The organism is Nocardia sp. NPDC058666 (genome assembly GCF_042714895.1).
GTDB lineage: Bacteria > Actinomycetota > Actinomycetes > Mycobacteriales > Mycobacteriaceae > Nocardia.
Genome location: NZ_JBHXRY010000008.1, coordinates 90,183 through 114,120, shown reverse-complemented (window position 1 = coordinate 114,120; position 23,938 = coordinate 90,183). Strand labels below are relative to the sequence as shown.

Below are 23,938 nucleotides of genomic sequence, written 5' to 3'. Positions count from 1 at the left end.
CAGTGATATCACCACGATAGTAGATGTCGGCGAGCTCGGCAATGGATCTCAGGTGGCCGGAACGATGTTGCGGTTGGCACGGAACATGTTGTGCGGGTCGTACTTCGCTTTCGCCGATGTCAGCCACCGGTAGGTGTCGGGCGAGTACCCGGCGGCGGTTTGGGCCGGGTCGGCTGCCCCGCCCGCACCGTAAAGGAAGGCAAGGTTGTGTCCGATTGTCCAGGGCGCCAAGGCATTTCGTACCATCGCCAGCCCTTCGGGCGCAGCGTCTGCCTCGCCCGGATCGGTGATTACCCGCACGATGTATTCGGCGTCGCGATGGTCGATCGAGGCGGGCCCGCCGTGGCGCAGCGCCGCGCCGAGGTGGCGGATGTCGATCACCGCGGAAACCGGTCCGCCGGGAGCGGTCAGGGCTCGCAGCGCAGCCAGCGCCTGCGGGGTCAACTCCGACAGCAGCGCGTTGGTCGCGGCGTAGGCGTGTGGGAAGGGCGGGTCGCTGTGAATGGTGTGCGATTCGGCGTAGGGCATGGTGCACAGGTCGTCGCGCAGCCGATCCCCGATCGCGCGCAGCGGGGCCACCAATCGTTCGCCTTCCTCGTCCGACCCGTCGAAGGCGACCCGGATCGAGGCAACGTGGCGGCCGCGCAACGATTCCGGGACCGGCGGGATGTCGGGGTAGGTCACCACCGCGATCGTGGAGGTCAGCTCGCTCGGCACGGTGGCGGTCCACCGGCGCCAGGTTTCCAGGGCAGCGTCGACCAGCGGCGTGTCGAAAACCAGTTGCCCGCCGTAGATTTCGGCGACGGGCATCAAGTCCAGTTCCAGTCCGGTCACCACCCCGAAGTTGCCGCCCGAACCCAGTACCGCCCCGAACAATTCGTCTTCCGGGTGCAGCGTGCGCATTCTGCCGTCAGCGGTGACCAGGTCGATCGACCGCACATGATCTGCGGCATAACCGAATTCGCGCGCCAACAACCCCATCCCACCCCCGAGCACATACCCCACCACCCCCACCGACGGCGACGACCCGTTCAACGGCGCCAACCCGTATCCAGCGGCAGCCTCGACCAACGCTCCCGCCCGCACACCGGCACCCACGCGCGCGGTCCGTGCCCCCGGGTCGATGGCGATGACGTCCATCCGCCCGGTCGTGATGAGCACTCCACCTTCGACGGCCACCGATAACCCGTGTCCGGTCGCCTGCACGGCAACCGGAAGCCCTTGCCGTCCAGCGAATTCCACCGCCGACCGCACATCCTCGGCGTGCAGGGCGCCGACCACGAACGCAGGACGGTGGGTGTACGCGGTTTGAAACCCGGCGACTTCCTCGGCATATCCGGCATCGCCCGGAGTGAACACGGGCCCGGCGAAGTTCGACTGCAGTGCGGTATTCGTCATGCCTTCGACTCTGCGCGGGCTCATGCGATAAGTCCAAGAGATAGATCTTCTACTCCTTATAATTGACAGTTATGGAATTGCGGCAGCTGCGGTACTTCGTGACGGTCGTCGACGAGGGCGGGTTCACGAAGGCCGCGGAGCGGTTGCACTTGACGCAGCCGGGGCTCAGCACCCAGATCCGGCAGCTCGAACGTGAGCTCGGGCAGCGTCTTCTCGATCGGGGTGCTCGCGCGGTGACGCTCACCGAGGTCGGTGCCGCGGTGCTCGAGCACGCGCGGGCCGCGTTGGTCGCCGCGGAACGGATCGGGGACACGGTGCAGGAGTTCACCGGGTTGCTGCGGGGGCATGTTCGGGTGGGCATGATCTCGGGGGCCGCGTCGGAGACGTTCGATGTCGCGGGGGTGTTGGCCGATTTCCATCATGATCATCCGCAGGTCGGGATCAGTCTCACCGAGGACACGGCCGAAACGATGCTGGCCGCAGTCGAACACGATGAGCTCGATATCGCCCTGACCGGATTGACCGGTGCGCCACTGGGTTCCGGCATCGGTGTGCAGGTGGTTCTGCAGACGCCGTTGGTCGCCGCTGTCGCCTGCGACGCACCGGTCGATCCGGCGGAGTCCGCGGGCACGATCGCTTTGGCGTCCTTGGTCGACCGCCGGTTGATCTGCCTCACGAAGGGCACCGGCATCCGCGGTGTGTTCGAACAGTCCTGTGCCGCAGCGGGTTTCACGCCGACTGTCGCTTTCGAAGCCGCCGCTCCCCCGTTGCTGCTCGAACTCGCCGCCCGTGGTCTGGGCACCGCCATCGTCCCGGCCCTCACACCGGCCGAGGCCGCCGCCTTCGGCGTCCGGACCCTCGACATCGTCGAGCCTGCGATCCACGGTCGACTGGCCCTGGCCTGGCGCATCGACCGCCCCCTGAGCCCCGCCGCCAAGGTGCTGCTCGGCCAATTCCGCCTTGCCTTCGGCTCCCACGAATCGGATCCGGACGGCAATTCCTGAGCACGCCGCAGCGTCAGGATCACGGTGCCGGTGATTGCTGTCACACCATCGGGTTACGCTGTGGCTAACCGATGAAGGAGAGCTCGACCAGGACGAGGGAAGGGCGTGCGTGGTGGAGTCGACGACTGCTGCGAAACTGCAAGAGCTGCGGGACAATCTGGCGGCGGCGCGGGAACCGGCGGGGGGTGCGGGGGTCGCCAAGCGGGCGGCGAAAGGGATTCCGAGTCCGCGCGAACGCATCGAAATACTGCTGGACCAGCACAGTTTCATCGAAATCGGCGCGCTGGTGAAACAGCCCGGTGCGGCCGACGCGCTGTATGGCGACGGTGTGGTGACCGGGCACGGGCGCATCGATGGGCGGCCGGTGGTGGTGATCGCCCACGACCAGACCGTGTTCGGAGGTTCGGTGGGTGAGATGTTCGGGCGCAAGGTCGCCATGGCCATGGATCGCGCGGCCGATATCGGGTGCCCGTTCGTGGCGATCAACGACTCCGGCGGCGCGCGGGTGCAGGACGCGGTGACGTCGCTGGCCTGGTACGCGGAGATGAGCAGGCGGCAGCGGCGGCTGTCGGGGGTGGTGCCGCAGGTGTCGGTGATGTTGGGCAAATGTGCTGCGGGCGCAGTGTATTCGCCGATCAACACCGATGTGCTGGTGGCTACCGAGTCGGCGTACATGTTCGTGACCGGGCCCGAGGTCATTCGCGAGACCACCGGCGAGGAGGTCACCCTCGACGAGCTGGGCGGCGCGTTCAACCAGGCGCACAACGGCAATATCCATCACGTGGCCGCGGATGAGAAGGCCGCGTTCGAGTGGGTGCGCACGTATTTGAGTTTCATGCCGTCGAACTGTTTCGAGCGGGCACCGCTGGTGAACCCGGGTCTGGAACCGGAACTCACCGAGTCCGATCGCGAACTCGACACGCTCATCCCCGATTCCGACCGCACCGGGTACGACATGTACGACGTGCTGCTGCGGATCTTCGACGACGGGGAATTCCACGAGATCGGCGACGGCGCCGCCCGCAACCTGATCACCGGGTTCGCCAGGATCGACGGGCGCAGCGTCGGCGTGATCGCCAATCAACCGCTGGTGTCCAGTGGCGCGATCGACGCACGCTGTTCGGACAAGGCCGCGCATTTCATCCGCCTGTGCGACGCGTTCGACATTCCGCTGGTGTTCATCGTCGACACGCCGGGCGTGCTGCCAGGTGTCGAGGAGGAGAAGATCGGTGTCATCAAGCGCGGTGGCCGGTTCTTCTACGCGGTGGTCGAGGCCACCGTGCCGATCGTGACCGTGGTGGTGCGCAAGGCGTACGGCGGCGGCTATGCGGTGATGGGCTGCAAGCAACTGGGCGGCGATATCAATCTGGCCTGGCCGACCGCGCGGATCGCCGTGATGGGTGCCGAGGCCGCGGTGGGTTTGACGCAGCGCAAGCAACTCGCGGCCGTTCCGGAGGCGCAACGTCCGGCGGTGCGGCAGCAGATGGTCGATTTCTACAATGCCGCGATCGCGACCCCGTGGATCGCCGCCGAGCGCGGGTACATCGACGCGGTCATCGAACCGTCCAGTACCCGGCTGGAACTGCGAAAGGCGTTGCGGCTGTTGGGCGACAAGCACGTCGAGCAAGCGCCGTGCAAACACCACCTCATGCCGTTGTAGGCGCCCGTTCGCCGACGACGAGCGCGCACGCCTGCGCATAGCCGCGCACCAGTGGGCGCTTGTCGTCACGCCGCCAGGCCAATGCCAGTTCGCACGGGGGCACGCCGTGCACTGGCCTGGTCACCACGCCGTCGCGGGTCACCAGGGGTGCGTTGCCGGTGGCGAGCAGCACGATGCCGTCGCCGTTGACCAGCGCCTCGTAAGTTTCCTCGGTGCTGGACACCTCGGCGCCGATGATCGGTGCGCGGCCGGCACGTGCGTCCAGGGCGAGCCAGTAGTCGCGCAGCACGCCCGCCGATGTCGGGAGCGCGAGGAAGGGTTCGTCGAGCAGGTCGGTGAAGTCGAGGTGCTCGCGGTCGGCGAGGTGGTGCGACTGCGGCAGGGCGACCACGCGGGGTTCGGTCGCGACCACGAGGCAGTGGTAGCGGTCGCTGTCGACCAGTGGGAGCCATACGAACGCGACGTCGGCGGATTCGTCGGCCAGTCCGGCGGTCGGATCGTCCCAACCCACCAGTCGCAGAACTGGTTTCGCGTCGGGGAAGGCGGTGGTGAAGCGGGAGCGGACGGCGGGGAGCAGTCCACGTCCGGGACTGGTGCTGATGCCGATCGCCAGTGCCGCACCTTGGGTGGCTTTGGCCGATTCCACAGCGAGCTCGGCCATTTCCCAGGTGGCGAGCAGACGCAGCGCGTGCGGAAGCAGTGCGGTGCCGACGGGGCTCAGCGCGACCGTGCGCGAGTCTCGCACGAAAAGCTCAGCGCCCACCTGTCTTTCGAGTGCACGGATCTGTTTGCTCAGCGCGGGCTGGGAGATGTACAGGGCTTCGGCGGCGGCGGTGAAGCTCAGGTGGTCGGCCACCGCGACGAAGTACCGCAGGTCTCGCCCGTGCACATCCATAACTGATGGTTATCACACAGGGTCTTGGACGGCACGTCGACGCGACGGCAGGATCGAAGACGAAACCTCAACGGACACAAGGAGAACCTGATGAGCGTCCCGCAGATCTGGCTGGTCACCGGTGCGAGCAGCGGCTTCGGCCGGGCCATCGCGCAGGCGGCGATCGACGCGGGCGACATCGTCGTCGCCGTCGCCCGCCGCACCGCCGCCCTCGACGATCTGGTCGCCGCGCACCCCGATCAGCTCGAGGCGATCGCCCTCGATGTCACCGACATCGCGCGGATCGACGAGGTCGTGGCCGATGTCGTGGCCCGGCACGGTCGCATCGACGTGCTGGTCAACAACGCGGGCCGCACGCATGTCGGTGCCGTCGAGGAGACCACCGAGGCCGAACTGCGCGCCCTGTTCGACCTGCACCTGTTCGGCCCCGCCGCCCTGACCCGCGCGGTCCTGCCGCACATGCGCGAACAGCGCGGCGGTGCGATCGTGCAGATGAGCAGCGTCGGCGGGCAGCTGTCGTTCGCCGGATTCTCCGCGTACAGCGCGACGAAATTCGCGCTGGAAGGGCTGTCAGAGGCGTTGGCCGCCGAGGTGGAACCGTTCGGAATCAAGGTGTTGATCGTGGAACCGGGCGCCTTCCGCACGGGGCTGTTCGGGCCGGGTGCGGCCGCGTTCAGCCCCGAGTCCGATGTCTACGCCGAGACCGCGGGTGCCACTCGGCGCATGGTCGAGGGCGGCGACGGCACCCAGCCCGGCGACCCGGCCAAGGCCGCTGCCGCCATTCGCGCCGCGCTGGCCGCGGAGAAGACGCCGTTGCGACTGCCGTTGGGCTCGGACTCGGTGGATGCCGTGCTCGATCATCTCGATGCCGTGCGTGCGGATGTAGTCGCCTGGGAAAAGGTTTCGCGCGATACGACTTTCGACGAGGGCTGAGCCACTCGCAGACGTGAGCCGGACTCGGAAGTCCGGCTCACGTCCCGACCCGCGGGGTCGGCGATCCGGCCACTTTTCAGGTACTGACCGGAACACCTTGTGTCGCAGACGCACTCGGTGTCGATCGCCGAGCGAATTCGCGGATCAGCAGGTAGACCGGAAACACGATGGGCGACAACAGAATCGTGCCGACCAGCACCGGCCCCATCAACAGCGGATGCACGGCGCGTTCCCGACTGTCGAGGTAGATCCACCGCCCCAGGAACAGATCCCAGGCGATGATCTGCGCCCACAGTGCGGTGAGCACGGCGGGATCCGCGGCGGCGTCGGTGATCGCGTCCAGCGACGGCGAGGTGACCAACGACCAGATCGGTCCGAAGACCGGGATCGCTACGATGGCCCAGATCACCAAGGGCACCAACACAATCCACGGCGACGAGATGATGGTGCGGGTCCAGCGCCAAGTCGGAGCGAAGATCATCAGCGCCCAGAACGGCACCGTGACAAAGAAGACCAGATCGAACAGCGCGCTCATACGGTGGCCACCTTTCGAACACCGGCCGCACTCGCGACCGAGATCAACACTCCGACAACGACTCCGGTGACGATCACCGCCGCGGCAGTCAGCGTGGCCTGATCAGGGTGGATCAGCGACTGACCACGCAGCGCCTGCCAGGTGACCAGCGCGACCAGCGCCGCGTACCCCGCCGACGCGGTGATGATCAACCCTAGCCGAACCCGCACCTCCCGCAGCAACGGAATCCGTGGCGCGAGCACCACCAGCAGCGCCGCGAACAACGGCAGCAACTGCAGCGCGTGCATGCCGACGAAGTGCGGAATCCGCAGGTCACCGTCGGTGGTGCTCCACCCGGTCAACGGCATGCCTGCGGTTCCGTCCGGTGCGCCGACGGTGTGCGCGCCCTCGATTCCCTCGACCCCGGACTCCTGCTGTGGCATCAGAAAGCCCAGCGCCAGCCCGACCAACGTGATCGCGAGGCCGAGCCGAATCGACCAGGTGGCCGCGACATCACCGATCCGGCCGCGTGCGAGGCCGACGGCGATCACCAAGGTCGCCAGGAACAGCACCACGATGGACGAGCCCATGATCACCCAGAGCACCCCATCGAACGTCGTGGTCGTGTTGTAGTGGCTGCGCGTCCCGCGGATGACCTGCCCGAAGATGATCACCTGTTCGATCACCCCGACGATCACGATCACCGTGGCCATCCCAGAGGCGAGCCGAGAAGGCTTGGGCCGCAACGAGAGCAACCACGCCAGCGCGACGCTGTAGAGCACGAACGACATCGCGAACTTGGCCGGCTTGAACCAGGCGGTGGACCCGGCGATCATCCGGTCGTCGACCAGCATCCCGACCAGCGCGACCACCAGCAGCACGGCATTGGCGGCGGCGAAGTAGAGCAGCGGCCGGTGCATCGGCGCACGTCGGCTGGGCAATGGATCGGCGGCAGTCAGGACGGACATGCGAATCTCCCCTATGTAGATAGTTTTACTATCCGCTATGGATAGCTAGACTATCCGCTATGGGTGGCGTAGGCAAGGGGTAGGAACCGAATCGAAAGGCGACAGTGCGGATCTCGGAGTTGAGCGAACGCAGCGGCATCGCGGTGGCAACCATCAAGTACTACCTGCGTGAGGGCCTGCTGCCACCGGGTGAACGCACCAGCCCCAACCAGGCCAGTTACGGCGAAGAGCACCTGCGCCGACTGCGCCTGATCCGCGCGTTGATCGAGGTGGGCGGAATTCCGGTCGCCACCGTCGCCGACGTCCTCGACGCGATCGACTCCCCGGAGACACCGCTGTTCCGCGTGCTCGGAGTGGCGCAGGACAGCGTATCGCCCCCCGTGCCCGCCGTGCACGACGCCGAATGGGATCGCGCGCACCAGACCGTGTGCGCGGAGATGGACCGGCGCGGCTGGAGCCGGCACCACAGCCTCGAAGCTGTCGACAACCTCGCCAGCGTGCTCGTTCGCCTGGCACAACTGGGCTACCGCGACTGGGCCACCACCGCCATGCCGACCTATTTCGACGGTGCGCGGGTGATCGCGGAGAACGACGTGGCGGCCGCGCTGTCGGCCGGCGACCGCGACGATATCGTCGACGCGGTCGTCGTGCTCACGGTCCTGGGCGACACCGCGCTGGCCATCATCCGCCGCATCGCCCAGGCACAGGCTTCTATGGACCGGCTGAAACCCACCTCGTGAACGCCAAGACGGCCCCGCGAATCCGCCGATTCGCGAGGCCGTCTTGTCATAGCCGAGATCTCAGAGCAGACGAGACAAGAAAGCCTGCGTCCGTTCGTGCTGCGGATTGGCCAGCAGCTCACGCGGCGGACCCGACTCCACGACAACACCGGCATCCATGAACACCAGCTCATCGGCGACCTCGCGGGCGAACCCCATCTCATGGGTCACCACCACCATCGTCATGCCCGAATCGGCCAGCTCGCGCATCACCGCGAGCACTTCACCGACCAGTTCGGGGTCCAGTGCCGAGGTCGGCTCGTCGAACAGCATCAGCTTGGGGTCCATCGCCAACGCACGCGCGATGGCCACCCGCTGCTGCTGACCGCCCGACAGCTGCGCCGGGTAGGCGTTGCGCTTGGCCGACAGACCGACCCGCTCGAGCAGTTCCTCGGCCCGGGCGATCGCCTCGGCCTTGGGCAGCCCGCGCACCTGGATCGGCGCCTCGATCACGTTCTCGAGGGCCGTGCGGTGCGGGAACAGGTTGAAATGCTGGAACACCATGCCGATATCGCGACGCTGCAGCGCGGCGTCGCGTTCGTGCATTTCGTACAGCTTGCCGTTCTTCTCCCGGTAGCCCACCAGGTCGCCGTCGACGTACAGCCGTCCGGCGTTGACCTGCTCGAGGTGGTTGATGCACCGCAGGAAGGTGGACTTGCCCGAGCCCGACGGCCCGACCAGGGTGAGTACCTTGCCGCGCTGTACTTCCAGGGAGATGCCCTTGAGGACCTGCAGCGCGCCGAAGTTCTTGCACACCCGGTCCGCGAGCACCATCGGCGGGACGAGCACTTGTGGTTCGGTCATTTCGCCTTCACCGCCGCCTGCGCCGTGGCCAGTTCCTGCAGCTGCTTGGCCGTGAGCTGCCGGGTGGCACCGCGCGAGTAATGGCGTTCCAAGTAGTACTGGCCGACCATGAGAATGCTGGTGATCGCCAGGTACCAGGTGGCACAGACCAGCAGCAGCGGAATCGGCTGGAAGTTCACGCCGTAGATGTCACGCGCACGGCCGAACAGGTCGGTGCTCAGCGGAATCGCGGTGACCAGCGAAGTGGTCTTGAGCATGCCGATCAGTTCGTTGCCGGTGGGCGGGATGATCACCCGCATGGCCTGCGGCAACACCGTGCGGCGCATGGTCTGCGTCCACGACATGCCAAGGGCCACCGACGCTTCGCGCTGACCCTCGCCCACCGAATTGATGCCCGCGCGCACGATCTCGGCCATGTACGCGGCCTCGTTGAGGCCGAGGCCGATCACCGCGAACAGGAACGCGGCCTGCAGGTTCTGCACGTCGAAGTGGAAGAACTGCGGGCCGAACGGCACGCCCAGGTCGATCTGCTTGTAGATCGAGGGCACCAGGCCCCAGAACACCAACTGCACATAGACCGGGGTGCCGCGGAAGACCCACAGGTACACCCACGCCGCGGTCCGCAGCACGGGGTTCGGCGACAGACGCATCACCGCGAGGACCGTGCCCAGACCCACCGCGATCGCCATCGCGAGCACGGTGAGTTCCAGGGTGACGATCGCGCCCTGGGTGATGCGGCTGTCGAACAGGTACTTGCCGTAGGTGTCCCACCGGTAGGCGGGATTGGTGGCAGCACCGTAGACGAACAACCCCACCAGGATCAGGATGAGGGCCGCCGCGATCCAGCGGCCCGGCCTGCGCAGCGGGACCGCTTTGATCGGTTCGGGTTCGGTGCCCGGTCCGGGCACCTGCCCCGTGTCTTTCCTGTCGGTCACGTCAGCTCACTGCACCGTTGATCACCGAGGTCTTGATCTGACCGTCCTGCACACCCCAGTTGGTGGTGATCTCGCCGTACTTGCCGTTGTCGATCAGGTGCTGCAGCGCCTTCTGCAGCGACACCGCCAGCGGCGAGGACTTCTGCACGGCCCAGCCGTAGGGCGCGGAGTCGAACAGCGGGCCCGCGGACTCGATCTTGCCGCCGCTCTGCTTGATCGCGTACGCGGTCACCGGGGAGTCGGCCGACATCGCGTCGACCTGGCCCAGCACCAGCGCGTTGGTCGCGGCGCTCTGCTCGTCGAAGGCCTTCATGTCGATGGCGGGCTTGCCCTCGGCCACGCACTTGGCGCTCTTGGCGGGGATCTCCTCGGTGTGCTCGACCGTGGTGGACTGCACGGCGACCTTCTTGCCGCACGCGTTGTTCGGGTCGATCGCCTTACCGGACTGCTGGGCCCACTGGATGCCCGCGGAGAAGTAGGTCGTGAAATCGACCTGCTGCTCGCGTTCCTTGGAATCGGTGATCGAGGACATGCCCACGTCGTAGGTGCCTGCCTGGATGGCGGGGATGATCTTCTCGAACGAGGACTCGACGTAGTCCACGGTCAGACCCAGGGTCGCGGCGACGGCGTTGAGCAGGTCGACGTCGAAGCCGACGATCTTGCCGCTGGCGTCCTTGTACTCGTTGGGCTGGTACGGCACGTTCACGCCCACGACCAACTTGCCTGCCTGCTTCACCTTGTCGGGGACCGCCGCGGCCAGCGCGTCGACCTTCTCCGCCGACACCGTTTCCACCGTGGTGCCGTCACCCTCGGTGTTCTGGGTGCAACCGGTCAACAACAGAGCACCGCCGGCGATGGTACACATCAGCCGCACGGCGCTACGGCCGAGGACAGTACGAACAGACAAAGGAGCCTCCACATTTCACGTCGACGCCGGCCACGTGTCAGCGCCTGTTTGGCAATGTATGCGAACCGGACACAGCGTGGTGCGACAGTAACCGAAGATTAATCAGCGAATGTGAAAGGGGTCGTTTCACCTACGGTGTACGCGCGCCCTGACCTGCTCGGTGAACTCGCTGGTGGAAGCAAGACCGCCCAGATCCGCGGTCGCGATCCCGGCCTGCAGCGTCGCAGCAACCGCGCGGGTAATGCGGTCGGCGGCATCGTGCAGCGGTCGGTCGTTGTCGCGAACGGCCAACCACCGCAACAACATTGCCGCCGACAGTTGCAGTGCCGCGGGGTTGGCGCGGTTGCGTCCGGCCAGACCCGGCGCCGCGCCGTGCACGGCCTGTGCCATCGCGCGCGTGTCGGAACAGTTCAGCGAGGCGGCCATGCCCAGCGAGCCGCTGAGTTCACCGGCCAGATCGGACAGGATGTCGCCGAACAGGTTCTCGGTGACGATCACGTCGAACCCGCTCGCGTCGCGGACCAGGTGCGCGGCCATCGCGTCGACGTGTTCGTCGTCCACCGTCACATCCGGATACTGGGCCGCGACTTCGTAACAGACATCACGGAACAGCCCCGTTGTCATGGGCAGCACATTGGCCTTGTGCACGATCGTGACCCGCTTGCGTCGACCCCGCGCCAGCCGCAGGGCCTGGTGCGCGATCCGTTCGCAGGCCTTGCGGGTGATCACCGCGACCGCCATCGCCACGTCCTCGGTGGGGCGGAACTCCCCCGATCCGGCGAACATATTGCGGTCGGCGTAGAAGCCCTCGCTGTTCTCGCGCACGATCACCAGGTCGATGGCGGGTGACAGCGCGCGCACCCCGGCGAACGCGGCGGCGGGGCGGATGTTGGCGTAGAGCCCGAGGCGTTTGCGGATCGCGCCGCCCGGTGCCACGCGCATGTCCGTGGGGTAGGACGCGTTGTCGTGCGGGCCGAGAATCCAGGCATCGAGGTCTTCGAGAGCGACCAGGGTCTGTTCGGGCAGCGGGCTGCCGTAGGCGGCGATGGCGTCGTGGCCGATCAGCAGCGGCACCCACGTCACCGGGGACAGTCCGGCCGCGCCCATGGCCTCGTCGACGACCGCTCGGGTCGCGGCCACCACTTCGGGGCCGATGCCGTCGCCGTCGATGACTCCCAGCCGCAGGCTCGTCGCGTTCACCCGATCATCTTCGCGCCTGCGCCGTGGACGGCGGTCGCGCGGGGCAGTTGACACGCGGCCGTTCGCTAATTTCCGGCCGTTGTAGTGGGGATTCGCCGACTGCGCGCAGTGGGGAAGTCGCAGCACGTGGTGATCGGGGGAAGATAGAGGCACGCCGCGGCGTTACAGCCGAGGACACCGACAAGGAGAGGACGTCATGGCTACCCAGACGCTGACCCAGCAGAACTTCGACGAAGTCATCACCGGAAACGACGTGGTCCTCGTCGATTTCTGGGCCGCCTGGTGCGGCCCGTGCAAGAGTTTCGCGCCGACCTTCGAGACCTCGTCGGAGAAGCACCCCGACGTCGTCTACGGCAAGGTCGACACCGAGGCCGAGCAGGGACTCGCCGCCGCCGCCAACATCCAGTCGATCCCGACCATCATGGCCTTCCGCGAGGGCGTGCTCGTGTTCGCGCAGCCGGGTGCGCTGCCGCCCGCCGCGCTCGAGGATCTGGTCACGCAGATCAAGGGCCTGGACATGGAGCAGGTGCGCAAGCAGATCGCCGAGCAGGCGGAATCCACACCCGCCGAGTAACACAGCGCTCGCGAAACTTCAAGGGCCCGTTCACCTTTCGAGGTGAACGGGCCCTGCGTGCATTGGTGCGGGTGTCAGCCCGCGAGCAGGTTGACACCGGCGATCATCGCGCGCACGGTCGACTCCGCGCCGGTGGCGGCGGTGGCCACCGCCCAGCGGCGACGGCCGTTGACCTCGCACTGCACGAACGTGGCGGTGCCGTCGGCGGTCGGGCGCTGGTGGAAGTGCAGGATCTCGAGGGGGTAGCCCTCGTCGTACAGCGCCGACGTCATCGCCGCCACCGGGCTTCCGGTGGCGATGACGGTGCGCAGGTGGTCGGCCAGTTCCAGGGTGGCGGTGAAATCCGTTCCCGAGCAAGACCATTCACCGAGGGTGATGGGTCCGTCGGTGCGGGTGTACCGGTCCTGGAAGGCGGCGGGGTCGAGGTCGAGGAGCTCGGTGCGCAGGCCCTTGGGGGCGGCGGCGAGCAGGGCATGGTCCAGTGTCAGCGTCATTGCAGGTGAGGTCTTCCCGAAGATGTCTTCGTTGGCAGGATGGGACCAGCTAAACGATGAAAAATCAGCCCGCAGCGTAGGGGCTGGTCCGAATCAGACCCCGCTACGGCGAAGTACTACGAGAATCTGCCGTGCGGCTGCCGGCGCGGTCTGCGCAGCAGCGACCGCGCGGTCGCGGTCAGCGACTAGCGACGCGGCAAAGCGGGCGGGATTCGGCACGCTGTCGAGGATAGGGCGATCGTCGCGAAACCGCAACCTTGTTCCCTCTACGCCGTGTCTACTCGTGAGTACCATCACCGCAGCTCAGGATCGGTTCACGGGGCGGCGAGCACCTCAGGGCAGCGGGTGCACCGAACCCAGTGCGCGCGCCGAGGAGTCCACGTCCAGTTGCAGTCGCAACCCGTCGGGTCCACGCCGGGTACGCAACTCGACCTTGTCGCTGATCATCACCGGGCCCACATGCTCCACGATCGCCCGGTACGGGAGCCGGTGGCGGTCCGGGTGCGCGGACAGTGCCTCCTCGACCGCCTCCCAGTACACGGCGTTGTTGACGTGACCCAGTCGGTCGACGTCGGTGACGCGCAGCGGGAAGGCCACGACCTCGGTGTCGGGATCGTCGAGTTCGGACAGTGCCGCTTTCCAGCGCAGGCGGTGTTCGGTGGTGCTGGCCAGCATGGGCGCCATGAACGCGTCGCTCATGCGGGCGGGGCGGCCCGCGACGGGGTCGATGTGAATGAGGAACGTGGCGGCCTCGATGTGGCCGCTGTTCTCGCCGCGGAGCTGAATGCGCATGTCGCACCAGCGATTCGACAGCGCGTCGCACCAGCGGCGCAGCTGCACACGGTCGCCGAACATGATCGGTTCGTACACGTCGATAACGGTGCGGCGCACGATCCACGCCTGATGGGTGTCGCCGTCCGCCACCGCGTCGAGGTGGTCGAAGCCGATGTCCTGCAGGTAGCGCGCGACCGCGTCCAGGCGCAGACGGTCGTCGCCGCCGGTATCGCCCAGGCGCACCGGCCACGACCTCGCGAAGGCCTGCTCGATGTCGAGGCAGTCGGGCAGTGGGGTCGCGATGACGGGGGCGGTCATCGGCCCGATGCTGCCACAGTTGCGCGCGGTCGCTGGGAGGTGCCCGCAACCCTGTTCAGATCACAGTTGCGGGCATCGGATCGGTTGTCCGTGGCGAAGGTTGTCCACCGGCGCACCGCTGTGCGTGGACCAGCGTCTGTCCGATCACGTCCCGGACACGTTCGGATCTCCCCGCCGTGCGCGAGTTCGCTTGCGCCCTAGCGTGAATGGTCTGGGGCCCAGTGGGATGGGTTCCGCGGGAGGAGATTTCCATGACCAGCATCTATGAGCAGATCGGCGGCGAGGCGGCCCTGGTGACCGTGGTCGACGATCTGTACGCGCGCATCCTGGCCGACGAGGTATTGCGGGGGTTCTTCACCGAGGTGGACAACGACCACATCACCAAGCAGCAGGTGGCGTTCTTCGCCGAAGCGCTGGGTGGTCCCGCGGCCTACACCGGCAAGCCGATGCGGGCCGCCCATGCGGGACTGCGCATTTCGCAGGACGACTTCGATCGGGTGGCCGGACATCTGGTCGCGGCACTGACCGACGCTGGCGTTCCCGAGGAGCTGGTGGCCGAAATCATCGGTGCCGTAGCAGCTTTGGCGGGCGACATCGTCAGCATGCGAAACGCCTGAGCGACAAGGCAATACACGCTGGTAGGTAGCTGAATGGTGCGGTGGTGCCACTTTTCGCGTGGAGCAACCGCGTGGCTAACACAATGTGACCATATCGTGAATCTCCCGCGCGTCGCCGCCACGAACGGGCTTTCGCGCGGTACGGTCGCGGCCGTTAGACCACTTGTTTCTGCGTGAAAGGAATTGTTCGACATGGCATTTGAAGTCACGGGGACCATCGGCGATCACTACAACGAAGCCGGTGGCGCGTCCAGCCCTCTGGGTGAGCCGATCTCGGCCGAGCAGGACGCCCCCAACGGCGGCAAGTTCCAGGAGTTCACCGGCGGCGTCATCTACTTCTCGCTCCCGACCGGCACCTGGATCGTCTACGGCGCCATCCGCCAGGCCTGGGAAGCCGAAGGCGGCGCGGGCGGCCGTCTGGGCTACCCGACCTCCGACGAGCAGGACATCGAAGGCGGCAAGATCAGCCACTTCGAGAACGGCTCGATCAGCTACTCGATCGCCGACGACGCGGTCGCGGTGACTGTCAACGCGTAATCCGCGTTACCTGACGACGATGGGCACCAACCCTTTTCAGGGTGGTGCCCATCGTTGTGTCCAGCGCTAGTGCGCGGCGGCGTCCCAGCTGCGGCCGGTACCCACCGAAACGGTCAGCGGGACCGACAGGTCGATCGCGGCCGACATCTGTTCGCGGGCAAGGGCTTCCAATGCTTCGCGTTCGCCGTCGACCACCTCGAATACGAGTTCGTCGTGGATCTGCAGCAACATGCGCGACTGCAGGCCGGCTTCACGAATCGCGTTCTGCACGTTGATCATCGCGACCTTGATGATGTCGGCGGCGGTGCCCTGGATGGGGGCGTTCAGTGCCATGCGTTCGGCGGATTCGCGGCGCTGACGGTTGCTCGAGTCCAGGTCGGGCAGGTAGCGGCGGCGGCCGAACAGGGTCTGGGTGTAGCCGACCTTGCGGGCCTGGTCGACCACGTCGGCCAGGTAGTCGCGGATGCCGCCGAAACGGTCGAAGTACACGTCCATCTGCTCTTTGGCCTCGGCGGTGCTGATTTTCAGCTGGGCACTGAGGCCGTAGGAGCTCAGACCGTAGGCCAGGCCGTAGGACATGGCTTTGATGCGACGGCGCAGCTCCGGGCTCACCTCGGCGATGGGGATGTCGAAGGCCTTGGACGCGACGAAGGTGTGCAGGTCCTCGCCGGAGTTGAACGCTTCGATCAGGCCCGCGTCGCCGGACAGGTGCGCCATGATGCGCATTTCGATCTGGCTGTAATCCGCGGTCATGAGTTCGGCGAAGCCGGGGCCCACGACGAACGTGTCGCGGATCTGGCGGCCGGTGTCGGTGCGGATCGGGATGTTCTGCAGGTTCGGCTCGGTGGAGGACAGGCGACCGGTGGCGGCGATGGTCTGGTTGAACGTGGTGTGCACGCGGCCGTCGTCGGATACCGACTTGAGCAGGCCGTCGACGGTGACCTTGAGGCGGGTGGCGTCGCGGTGGGCGAGCAGGTGTTCGAGGAAGGCGTGGCCGGTTTTCTCGAACAGCGATTCCAGCGCGTCGGCGTCGGTGGTGTACCCGGTTTTGGTGCGCTTGGTTTTGGGCATATCCAGTTCGTCGAACAGCACCACTTGCAGCTGTTTGGGCGAGCCGAGGTTGATCTGTTTGCCGATCACGTCGTAGGCGGAATTGGCGGCCTCGGCGACGCGGTCAGCGAACTGTTGCTGCAGATTTTCCAGCTGGGCCACATCGACGGCGATGCCGGCTTCCTCGAGTTGGCCGAGCACGCCCAGCAGCGGCAGCTCCATCTCCTCGAGCAGCGGGGTGGATTCGATGGCGGCCAGTTCGGTGTCCAGCGCCACGGCCAGGTCGGCGACCGCGCGGGCGCGCAGCATTTCCTCGCGGGCGACATCGGCGGCGAGGGTGTCCTCGTCGTCCAGCAGCGACATCTGGCCCGTGTCACCGGTTTCCACACGCAGTTCGCGCTTGAGGTACCGCAGCGACAGGTCGTCGAGGTTGAAGCTGCGCTGGCCGGGGCGCACCAGGTAGGCCGACAGGGCGGTGTCGGTGACCAGGCCGCCCAGGGTGAAGCCGCGCCCGCGCAGGGCATGGCCCGCGGACTTGGCCTCGTGTAAGGCCTTGCCGACGGCGGGGTCGGCCAGCCACGCGGCCAGCGCTGTTTCGTCTTCCGGGGTCAGCGTGGTCAGGTCGATGTAGGCGCCTTCCCCGTCGGCGGCCGCGATGGCCACCGCGCGGGTGTCGCCGTGCACGGGCGTGCCGGTTCCGACGATCGAAAGTCCGTGGCGCGCACCAGCTTTGGCGTGTTCAGCCAGCCAGTCTGCGACCGTGCCCGGTAACAGCGCCGCACCGCTGATCTCGAAACCTGATTCGGCTTCGGGCTCGGGGGAACCGAGGGTGTCGAACAGTCGGTCGCGCAGCACCCGGAATTCGAGGTCGTCGAACAGCTGGTGGATCTTGTCGCGATCCCAGGGCGCCTTGGCCAGCTGGTCGGGGGTGTACGGCAGTGGCACCTCGCGCACCATCTCGGTGAGCTGACGGTTGAGCACCACGCTGGACAGGTTCGCGCGCAGCGAGTCGCCGACCTTGCCCTTCACCTGATCCACGCGGTCCACCAGGGTCGCCAGGTCACCGTATTCGCGGATCCACTTGGCGGCGGTCTTCTCCCCCACCCCGGGAATGCCGGGCAGGTTGTCGCTGGGGTCGCCGCGCAGGGCCGCGTAGTCGGGGTACTGCGCGGGCGTCAGGCCGTACTTGGACTCCACCTCCGCCGGGGTGAACCGGGTCAGGTCCGAGACGCCCTTCTTCGGGTAGAGCACGGTCACGTCGTCGTTGACCAGCTGGATCGCGTCGCGGTCGCCGGTGACGATCAGGACCCGATAGCCCTGGGCCATCGCCTGGGTGGTGAGGGTGGCGATCACGTCGTCGGCTTCGTAGTTGTCGATGGCCATCACGGGGATGCCCATCGCGCCGAGCACGTCTTTGGTGAGTTCGACCTGTCCACGGAATTCATCGGGGGTGGCACTGCGGTTGGCCTTGTACTCCGGGTAGGCCTCGGTGCGGAAGGTCTTGCGGGACACGTCGAATGCCGCGGCCACGTGGCTGGGCTTCTCGTCGCGCAGCAGATTGATCAGCATCGAGGTGAACCCGTACACCGCGTTGGTGGTCTGGCCGGTGACGGTTTTGAAGTTCTCCGCCGGTAGCGCGAAGAACGCGCGATAGGCGATCGAATGTCCGTCCAGCAGCAGCAGCGTGGGCCGCTCGCCGTCGGGAGCAGTGGTCGTTGTCGATGCCTGCGCAGTCGTCGGTGAACTCACGGGAATGAGTGTAGGGACCACCACTGACAGAACGTGTGGCGCGGCAGGTCCAACGGCACGATCCCAGGTCGGCTCCGTGGCCTGACCTGGGATGCTGCCGTGCAGCGGCTATCGTGCCGCGAGCGCGGGCTCGGCCTGGACGCCGATGTCGTCGGACTGTCCGATGCTGTCGGCGAGTTTGAGCCAGACCACCCCGCCGACGATGACCGCCAGCCAGAACGCGCGCATCGGGGTCAGGGTTTCATCGAAGAAGACCGGCCCGAGCAGGGCGGCGCCGACCGCACCGATGCCGGCCCAGACCGCGTAGCCGATGCCGACGTCGATCGTTTTCAGGCCCACGCTCAGGGCGAACAGGGTCAGCAGGAAGAAGATGCCTGCCGAGATCGACCAGGGCAGCACGGTGAATCCCTCGCTGCCACCGACGCTGAGGGCGTAGCCGACTTCGAACACGCCCGCCAGCAGCATCATCAGCCAGGCGCCGGTGTTGTTGTTCGTGGAAGTAGTCATGAGAGGTGTCCTATCGCTGGAATCGGGAGTATGAGGGGTGCTTTACGCTGCGCCGCTGAGTTGCAGGCCCACGACGCCGCCGACGACGATCGCGATGCCGAGCAGCTTCTTCCAGTCCAGCCGTTGCCCGAGAAACAGGGTGCCGACCACGACGATTCCGACGCCCGCGATCGAGGTCCACAGGGCGTAGCCGACGCCGACGTCGAAGGTCAGCAGCGCCAGGCTGAGGAAGAAGGTGGCGATCGAGCCGCTGATCAGCGTGGCCACGGTCCAGCCGACGCGGGTGAAGCCTTTGGCGTTGCTCGCGGCCAGGGCGACCATGACTTCGAAGATCACGGCGATGCCCAGGTAGATCCAGCTCATGATGATTTCCTCTCTAGTTACTGTATGTACATGCATGTATATGGGTAGGAGTTCCCGGCGGGGATCGGCATGAGGCCGATCAGGGAATCAAGTCACCGACGGCGGCCAGCGACCGACGCAGTTGGATCAGGTCGAAGTGCGGAAAGTGCTTGCCCGCGTTGCCCAGCAGCTCGCGAACCTGCTCGTCATAGGCGGCGCGGGAATCGTGGAGCAGCGACTCCCCCTTTTCGGTGATGACCGCGTACACCCCGCGACGGTCGTCGGGACACAGGTCCCGAATCGCCAGCCCCTTGGCCTCGAGCCGCGAGACGAGACGGGTGACCGAACTCTGATTCAGCCCGACCTGCACGGCGAGGTCGTTGACCCGCAACTCTTTGTCGGCGGCGGCACTCAGGTGCGCGACGGCGCGATACTCGGTCAGTCCGATGCCGTGCTGATCCGCCAGCCACTTGCCCAGACTCACGTCCACCGCGGCCGCAAAGGCTGCCACTCGGGACCAATCCGCGCTCACTTCACGGCTCACCGTGTCACCTCCCGGTAGGTATCTGTATGTGCATACACTTAAATTAGCACGCGGACACAGCGCGCACAAGCACCGAATACAGTTCCGGCCCCGCACCACTCGATGAGCAGTACGGGGCCGGAACGGTGGATCTGCGGAAAGATCAGTCGACGCCGAGGTAGGCCGACATCACCGCGGGGTCGGTCAGCAGCGCCGCACCCGGGCCGGTCTTGGTGACCTCGCCGGTTTCCAGGATGTACGCGCGATCGCTGCGCGTAAGCGCCTGCTGGGCGTTCTGCTCCACCAGCAGCACCGTGGTGCCCTGGCGGTTGATCTCGCTGATGATCCGGAAGATCTGCTGAATCACCATGGGCGCCAGGCCCATCGACGGTTCGTCCAGCAGCAGCAGCTTCGGACGCGCCATCAGCGCACGGCCGATCGCGAGCATCTGCTGCTCGCCGCCCGACATGGTGCCGCCGACCTGCTTGCGCCGTTCGGCCAGACGGGGGAACAGTTCGAAGACCCAGTCCAACGTCTGCTGGTACTCGGCCTTCGTCTCGAAAGGCCTGCCGTAGCAACCCATGTCGAGGTTCTCCGCCACGGTCATACCGGGGAACACACCGCGACCCTCCGGCGCCTGGATCAGACCCTCGACCACCCGGTCGTGCGCCTTCATCGCGGAGATGTCCTTGCCCTGGAACAGGATTCGTCCCGAGGTCAACGGCAGCAGACCCGACAGTGCCCGCATGGTGGTGGTCTTGCCCGCGCCGTTGGCACCCAGCAGGGTCACCAGTTCGCCTTCGGCCACCGACAGCGAAATGCCGTGCAGCGCTTCGATACGGCCGTAGTTCACGACCATGTCCTGCACCTCGAGCAGCGGCACCGGCTTCTCGACGACGACCTCATCCTTGGCCGTCTCCACCACCACGGTCGCCGGAATCGGCGGCGGGGTAGCGCCCTCTTCGGCGGCGGTGACGGATTCCTCGCGCACCTCTTCGATGGTGTCCGCGTCGGGCACGCCGAGGTAGGCCGCGATCACGGCCGGGTCCTCGCGCACCTCGGCGGGCAGGCCGTCGGCGATCTTGCGGCCGAATTCCAGCACCACGATCCGGTCGGTCACGCCCATGACCAGGCGCATGTCGTGCTCGATGAGCAGCACGGTGTAGCCGTCGTCGCGGATCTTGCGGATCAGGTCCATCAGCGCCGACTTCTCGCTGGGGTTGAATCCGGCGGCCGGCTCGTCCAGGCACAGCAGTTTGGGCTCGGTGGCCAGCGCACGCGCGATCTCGAGCCTGCGCTGATCGCCGTACGACAGGTTGCGGGCCTTCTCCACCGCGCGCGGTGCGATGCCGACGAACTCGAGCAGCGCCATGCCGCGTTCGATGGCATCACGCTCCTCACGCTTGAACTTCGGCGTACGGAACACCGCGCCGGGCACCGAGGTGGTGTGGCGCGCGTCGGTACCGACGACCACGTTCTCGAGCGCGGTCATCTCGCCGAACAGCCGCACGTTCTGGAACGTGCGCGCGATACCCATGCGGGTGATCTCGTTGCGCTTGGTCTTGGCCAACGGCTGACCGTCGAAGGTCACCGTGCCGCCCGACGGCTTGTAGACGCCGGTGATCGCGTTGAAGCAGGTGGTCTTGCCCGCGCCGTTGGGGCCGATCAGGCCCAGGATCTCGCCGCGGCGGATCTCGAAGCTGACGTCGTCCAACGCGGTCAGACCGCCGAACTTCACCGTCAGACCGTCGGTGCGCAGCAGCGGCTCGCCCACGGCGGTGGAGATCGCACGATGCGGCGCGACCACCTCGGCCACGGTCTCGGCATCGGCGAGCTCGGGCATCACCGCGGTGACGTCGACCTCGCCCACGGGCTCGACCTCGGGCGGGGGCTGGTAGCCCGCCGCCATGTCGTCGTTGTCGTACAGCGCGTCTCCCGCGCCCGGCCCCGTCATTGCCCTGCTCCGATCGATTCGGTCGCCGGCTTACGCACGACGGCCTGGTACACCTGTCTGCCGTAAGCGAGCAGCTTCTGCCGCACAGGGAACAAACCCTGTGGCCGCAGAATCATCATCACCACGAGCGCGATGCCGAAGTAGAGGTACTTCAGGTCACCGAGGTTCTGCGCGCCGCCCTTGCGGAACAGCAGCACACTGCCCAGCAGCAGCAGGCCGAAGATCGCCGCGGCGACCATCGCGCCGACCACCGAGCGTTTGGCCCACACGCCGAGCACGTCCTTGCGCCAGCGCCACAGCAGCCACAGCCCGACCAGCAGCGCCACATCGAGGCCGAGCAGCAGGTAGCCGGTCGACTCGTTGGACACCAGCTGCACCGACTGCAAGCGCATCGGCAGGTAGGCCACGAGGAACGCGCCCACGATCACACCGAGCTTGTTGCCCGAACCGCCGAGCACGACCGCGCACAGGAACAGCATCGACAGCACGACGTCGAACTGCCGGGGGTTCACGTAGGTGACCTGACCGGCGTACATCGCACCCGACAGACCGCCGACCGAGGCGCCGATCACGAACGCCCACAGCTTGAACTTGAAGGTCGGCACGCCCATGATCTCGGCGGCGTCCTCGTCTTCGCGAATGGCGACCCAGGAGCGGCCGACGCGGCTGCGCTCGAGGTTGCCCACGATCAGCAGCACCACGATCACCAGGACCATGCCGAGCCAGAACCACCAGGTGCCGTTGCTCGCCCGGTCGAGGGGGTTCCAGCTGCTGGGGTCGCCGAGGTTGCCGGGCGAGAAGAACCCGCCGGGGTGCTTCTCGGATTCACCGACCTCCGGGTAGGCGATCTTGGACAGCCCGAGGCTGCCGTTGGTCAGGTCGCCGAGGTTGTCGGCCATCAGCCGCACGATCTCGCCGAAGCCCAGCGTCACGATCGCCAGGTAGTCACCGCGCAGGCGCAGGGTCGGCGCGCCCAGGATCAGACCGGCAAGCGCGGTGAGCGCGACCGCGATCGGCAAGCAGGCGAGCCAGGCCCAGCCCGAGGTGAGCCAACCATTGGCGTCGGTCTGGTTCCACGGGCTGTTCGGGCTGGTCAGCAGGCCGACCGTGTAGGCACCCACGGCATAGAAGCCGACGTAGCCCAGGTCGAGCAGACCGGCTTGGCCGACCACCACGTTCAGGCCGATGGCGATCAGCGCGTACATGGCGAACTGCGCCATCACGCCGCCGAAACTCACACCGGGGGTGTCCAGCAGCGGGGGCGGGAACAGCGGCAGCAGCGCGAGCACCGCCAGGATCGGTACGCCCACAGCCCACTGGGCCGGACGCGACAGTCCGTCCCACCACACGCGCAGCGCGTCGCCGAGGCCACGTCGATCCTGTTGTGCCACAGGAGCTTTCGGGGCTTCCGGGGTTTTCGAGTCTTTTGTCAGGTCGGTCATGCGCGTGCCCTCCCCAGGCTCTCGCCGAGGATGCCGGTCGGTCGGAACATCAGCACGGTCACCAGCAGCACGAAGGCGACCACGTCACGCCATTCGGTGCCGAACAGGATCTGCCCGTACTGCTCGGACACACCGAGGATCAGCCCGCCCAGCAGCGCGCCGCGCAGGTTGCCGATGCCGCCGAGCACCGCGGCGCTGAACGCCTTGATGCCGAGGATGAAGCCGCCCGAGAAGACGATGCCGGTGGGAATGTAGAGCGTGTACAGCATCGCCGCCGCACCGGCGAGCAGACCGCCGATGAGGAAGGTCAACACGATGACCTTCTCCCGCGAGACACCCATCAGGGTCGCGGTGTCGGGATCCTGGGCCACCGCGCGGATGGCCCGGCCGAACTTGGTGCGGTTGATGACGATCTCGGTGGTCACCGCGAGCACGATCGCCGAGGCGAAGATCACCAGCGCGACGTTGGTGACCTGCGCACCGAGGAAGCTGAACTGCACCTTCGGCTCCACCAGACGAATACCGGTCTGCGCGTTGGAACCGCCCAGGCCCGGCTTGATCTTGGGCAGGATGTAGTGCACGAACTCCTGGATCACGAACGACATACCGATCGCGGTGATCAGGAACGCCAGCGGCTTCGCGCCGCGCTTGCGCAGCGGTCGGTAGGCGATTCGCTCGAGGCCCACCGCGGCGATGCCGGAGACCATCATGCCGAACAGCATCGCCACGCCCAGATAGAGCACGGTGAGCAGGACACCTTGGGAATACACGTTGCCGCTGGGCGCGAAGCCCAACAGTTCCAGGCCCACATAGGTGCCGAACATGCCGAGCATGAAGATCTCGGAGTGGGCGAAGTTGATCAGGCGAAGCACGCCGTAGACCAGGGTGTAGCCCACCGCGACCAAGGCGTAGATCGAGCCGTAGGTAAGGCCGTCAACGGTCAATCGCCAGAATTGGTCGATCACCCCGGTGACGTTGAAATCGATGGAGCCCTCGGCTAACAGGGCCACACCGAGCGAAGCCGCTGATGTCATGATTTCTCTCGCGTCAGGACAACGGT

24 protein-coding genes and 1 pseudogene are annotated in these 23,938 nt (G+C 66.7%); 7 read left to right on the top strand and 18 right to left on the bottom strand.

Features of this window, described 5'->3' with window-relative positions:
* Positions 1 to 48 precede the first annotated feature (48 nt).
* The gene (locus tag ACFWVD_RS19265) at positions 49 to 1,398 is read right to left on the bottom strand and encodes an FAD-binding oxidoreductase (protein ID WP_379244565.1); all 1,350 of its coding nucleotides are present in this window, start codon (positions 1,396 to 1,398) and stop codon (positions 49 to 51) included.
* A 71-nt stretch (positions 1,399 to 1,469) separates the two neighbouring features.
* On the opposite strand from ACFWVD_RS19265, the gene ACFWVD_RS19260 reads away from it, so the two are divergent.
* Both ACFWVD_RS19260 and ACFWVD_RS19255 read left to right on the top strand, forming a co-directional pair.
* Entirely contained in the window at positions 1,470 to 2,402 is a 933-nt protein-coding gene (locus ACFWVD_RS19260; RefSeq protein ID WP_379244563.1) for a LysR family transcriptional regulator, read from the top strand.
* A 112-nt stretch (positions 2,403 to 2,514) separates the two neighbouring features.
* Entirely contained in the window at positions 2,515 to 4,062 is a 1,548-nt protein-coding gene (locus ACFWVD_RS19255) for an acyl-CoA carboxylase subunit beta (protein ID WP_379244761.1), read from the top strand.
* Here ACFWVD_RS19255 and ACFWVD_RS19250 read toward each other — a convergent pair.
* Positions 4,049 to 4,957 (bottom strand): LysR family transcriptional regulator, encoded by a 909-nt coding sequence (locus tag ACFWVD_RS19250; RefSeq protein ID WP_379244561.1) that lies wholly within the window; start codon positions 4,955 to 4,957, stop codon positions 4,049 to 4,051. The genes ACFWVD_RS19255 and ACFWVD_RS19250 overlap by 14 nt on opposite strands.
* 90 nt (positions 4,958 to 5,047) lie before the next feature.
* Between ACFWVD_RS19250 and ACFWVD_RS19245 the strand changes: the two genes are divergently transcribed.
* Positions 5,048 to 5,890 (top strand): oxidoreductase, encoded by an 843-nt coding sequence (locus tag ACFWVD_RS19245; RefSeq protein ID WP_379244559.1) that lies wholly within the window; start codon positions 5,048 to 5,050, stop codon positions 5,888 to 5,890.
* 76 nt (positions 5,891 to 5,966) lie between these two features.
* Here ACFWVD_RS19245 and ACFWVD_RS19240 read toward each other — a convergent pair whose 3' ends face one another.
* Positions 5,967 to 6,425, bottom strand: coding sequence for an ABA4-like family protein (locus ACFWVD_RS19240; RefSeq protein ID WP_379244557.1), 459 nt, complete (start codon positions 6,423 to 6,425; stop codon positions 5,967 to 5,969).
* Positions 6,422 to 7,372, bottom strand: a complete 951-nt coding sequence (locus ACFWVD_RS19235; RefSeq protein ID WP_379244555.1) for a hypothetical protein — start codon at positions 7,370 to 7,372, stop codon at positions 6,422 to 6,424. Before ACFWVD_RS19235 ends, ACFWVD_RS19240 begins: the two co-directional genes overlap by 4 nt.
* A 119-nt stretch (positions 7,373 to 7,491) precedes the next feature.
* Between ACFWVD_RS19235 and ACFWVD_RS19230 the strand changes: the two genes are divergently transcribed.
* Complete coding sequence (locus tag ACFWVD_RS19230) at positions 7,492 to 8,112, top strand: MerR family transcriptional regulator (RefSeq protein ID WP_379244553.1); 621 nt, start codon at positions 7,492 to 7,494, stop codon at positions 8,110 to 8,112.
* 60 nt (positions 8,113 to 8,172) lie between these two features.
* Here ACFWVD_RS19230 and ACFWVD_RS19225 read toward each other — a convergent pair whose 3' ends face one another.
* The 4 genes from ACFWVD_RS19225 to ACFWVD_RS19210 form a co-directional block, all read right to left on the bottom strand.
* On the bottom strand, positions 8,173 to 8,925 hold the full coding sequence (locus tag ACFWVD_RS19225) for an amino acid ABC transporter ATP-binding protein (protein ID WP_379244759.1): 753 nt from the start codon (positions 8,923 to 8,925) through the stop codon (positions 8,173 to 8,175).
* A 26-nt stretch (positions 8,926 to 8,951) separates the two neighbouring features.
* Complete coding sequence (locus tag ACFWVD_RS19220) at positions 8,952 to 9,890, bottom strand: ABC transporter permease subunit (RefSeq protein ID WP_379244551.1); 939 nt, start codon at positions 9,888 to 9,890, stop codon at positions 8,952 to 8,954.
* Position 9,891: 1 nt separating this feature from the next.
* Positions 9,892 to 10,755 (bottom strand): ABC transporter substrate-binding protein, encoded by an 864-nt coding sequence (locus ACFWVD_RS19215; protein ID WP_379244549.1) that lies wholly within the window; start codon positions 10,753 to 10,755, stop codon positions 9,892 to 9,894.
* Between the two features lie 168 nt (positions 10,756 to 10,923).
* Positions 10,924 to 11,997 (bottom strand): isocitrate/isopropylmalate dehydrogenase family protein, encoded by a 1,074-nt coding sequence (locus ACFWVD_RS19210; protein WP_379244547.1) that lies wholly within the window; start codon positions 11,995 to 11,997, stop codon positions 10,924 to 10,926.
* 196 nt (positions 11,998 to 12,193) lie between these two features.
* On the opposite strand from ACFWVD_RS19210, the gene trxA reads away from it, so the two are divergent.
* Entirely contained in the window at positions 12,194 to 12,571 is a 378-nt protein-coding gene (gene trxA, locus ACFWVD_RS19205; protein WP_379244545.1) for a thioredoxin, read from the top strand.
* A gap of 74 nt (positions 12,572 to 12,645) precedes the next feature.
* Here the strand turns inward: trxA and ACFWVD_RS19200 are convergent, their stop codons facing one another.
* Positions 12,646 to 13,065: a 2-keto-3-deoxygluconate kinase gene (locus tag ACFWVD_RS19200; RefSeq protein ID WP_379244543.1), complete on the bottom strand. Its 420-nt coding sequence runs from the start codon at positions 13,063 to 13,065 to the stop codon at positions 12,646 to 12,648.
* A gap of 333 nt (positions 13,066 to 13,398) precedes the next feature.
* A complete protein-coding gene (locus tag ACFWVD_RS19195) occupies positions 13,399 to 14,157 on the bottom strand; it encodes an acyl-[acyl-carrier-protein] thioesterase (RefSeq protein WP_379244541.1) in 759 nt (252 codons plus the stop codon).
* 251 nt (positions 14,158 to 14,408) lie between these two features.
* Here ACFWVD_RS19195 and ACFWVD_RS19190 point away from each other — a divergent pair, with 251 nt between their 5' ends.
* A complete protein-coding gene (locus ACFWVD_RS19190; protein ID WP_379244539.1) occupies positions 14,409 to 14,774 on the top strand; it encodes a group 1 truncated hemoglobin in 366 nt (121 codons plus the stop codon).
* A gap of 192 nt (positions 14,775 to 14,966) precedes the next feature.
* Positions 14,967 to 15,311, top strand: coding sequence for an LGFP repeat-containing protein (locus ACFWVD_RS19185; RefSeq protein ID WP_379244537.1), 345 nt, complete (start codon positions 14,967 to 14,969; stop codon positions 15,309 to 15,311).
* Between the two features lie 66 nt (positions 15,312 to 15,377).
* Here ACFWVD_RS19185 and polA read toward each other — a convergent pair whose 3' ends face one another.
* The 8 genes and pseudogenes from polA to ACFWVD_RS19145 form a co-directional block, all read right to left on the bottom strand.
* Complete coding sequence (gene polA, locus ACFWVD_RS19180) at positions 15,378 to 18,110, bottom strand: DNA polymerase I (RefSeq protein ID WP_379244535.1); 2,733 nt, start codon at positions 18,108 to 18,110, stop codon at positions 15,378 to 15,380.
* 108 nt (positions 18,111 to 18,218) lie between these two features.
* Positions 18,219 to 18,617 (bottom strand): DMT family transporter, encoded by a 399-nt coding sequence (locus ACFWVD_RS19175; protein ID WP_379244533.1) that lies wholly within the window; start codon positions 18,615 to 18,617, stop codon positions 18,219 to 18,221.
* Positions 18,618 to 18,659: 42 nt separating this feature from the next.
* Positions 18,660 to 18,980, bottom strand: a complete 321-nt coding sequence (locus tag ACFWVD_RS19170; protein ID WP_379244531.1) for a DMT family transporter — start codon at positions 18,978 to 18,980, stop codon at positions 18,660 to 18,662.
* A gap of 79 nt (positions 18,981 to 19,059) precedes the next feature.
* Positions 19,060 to 19,503, bottom strand: a complete 444-nt coding sequence (locus ACFWVD_RS19165; protein WP_379244529.1) for a MarR family winged helix-turn-helix transcriptional regulator — start codon at positions 19,501 to 19,503, stop codon at positions 19,060 to 19,062.
* A 142-nt stretch (positions 19,504 to 19,645) separates the two neighbouring features.
* A complete protein-coding gene (locus ACFWVD_RS19160; RefSeq protein ID WP_379244757.1) occupies positions 19,646 to 20,341 on the bottom strand; it encodes an ABC transporter ATP-binding protein in 696 nt (231 codons plus the stop codon).
* Between the two features lie 144 nt (positions 20,342 to 20,485).
* Positions 20,486 to 21,391 (bottom strand): annotated as a pseudogene (locus ACFWVD_RS19155) (ABC transporter ATP-binding protein); the annotation flags it as partial.
* 41 nt (positions 21,392 to 21,432) lie between these two features.
* Positions 21,433 to 22,878, bottom strand: coding sequence for a branched-chain amino acid ABC transporter permease (locus ACFWVD_RS19150; RefSeq protein ID WP_379244528.1), 1,446 nt, complete (start codon positions 22,876 to 22,878; stop codon positions 21,433 to 21,435).
* Entirely contained in the window at positions 22,875 to 23,912 is a 1,038-nt protein-coding gene (locus ACFWVD_RS19145) for a branched-chain amino acid ABC transporter permease (RefSeq protein WP_379244527.1), read from the bottom strand. The genes ACFWVD_RS19150 and ACFWVD_RS19145 overlap by 4 nt, the downstream gene beginning before the upstream one ends.
* Positions 23,913 to 23,938 lie beyond the last annotated feature (26 nt).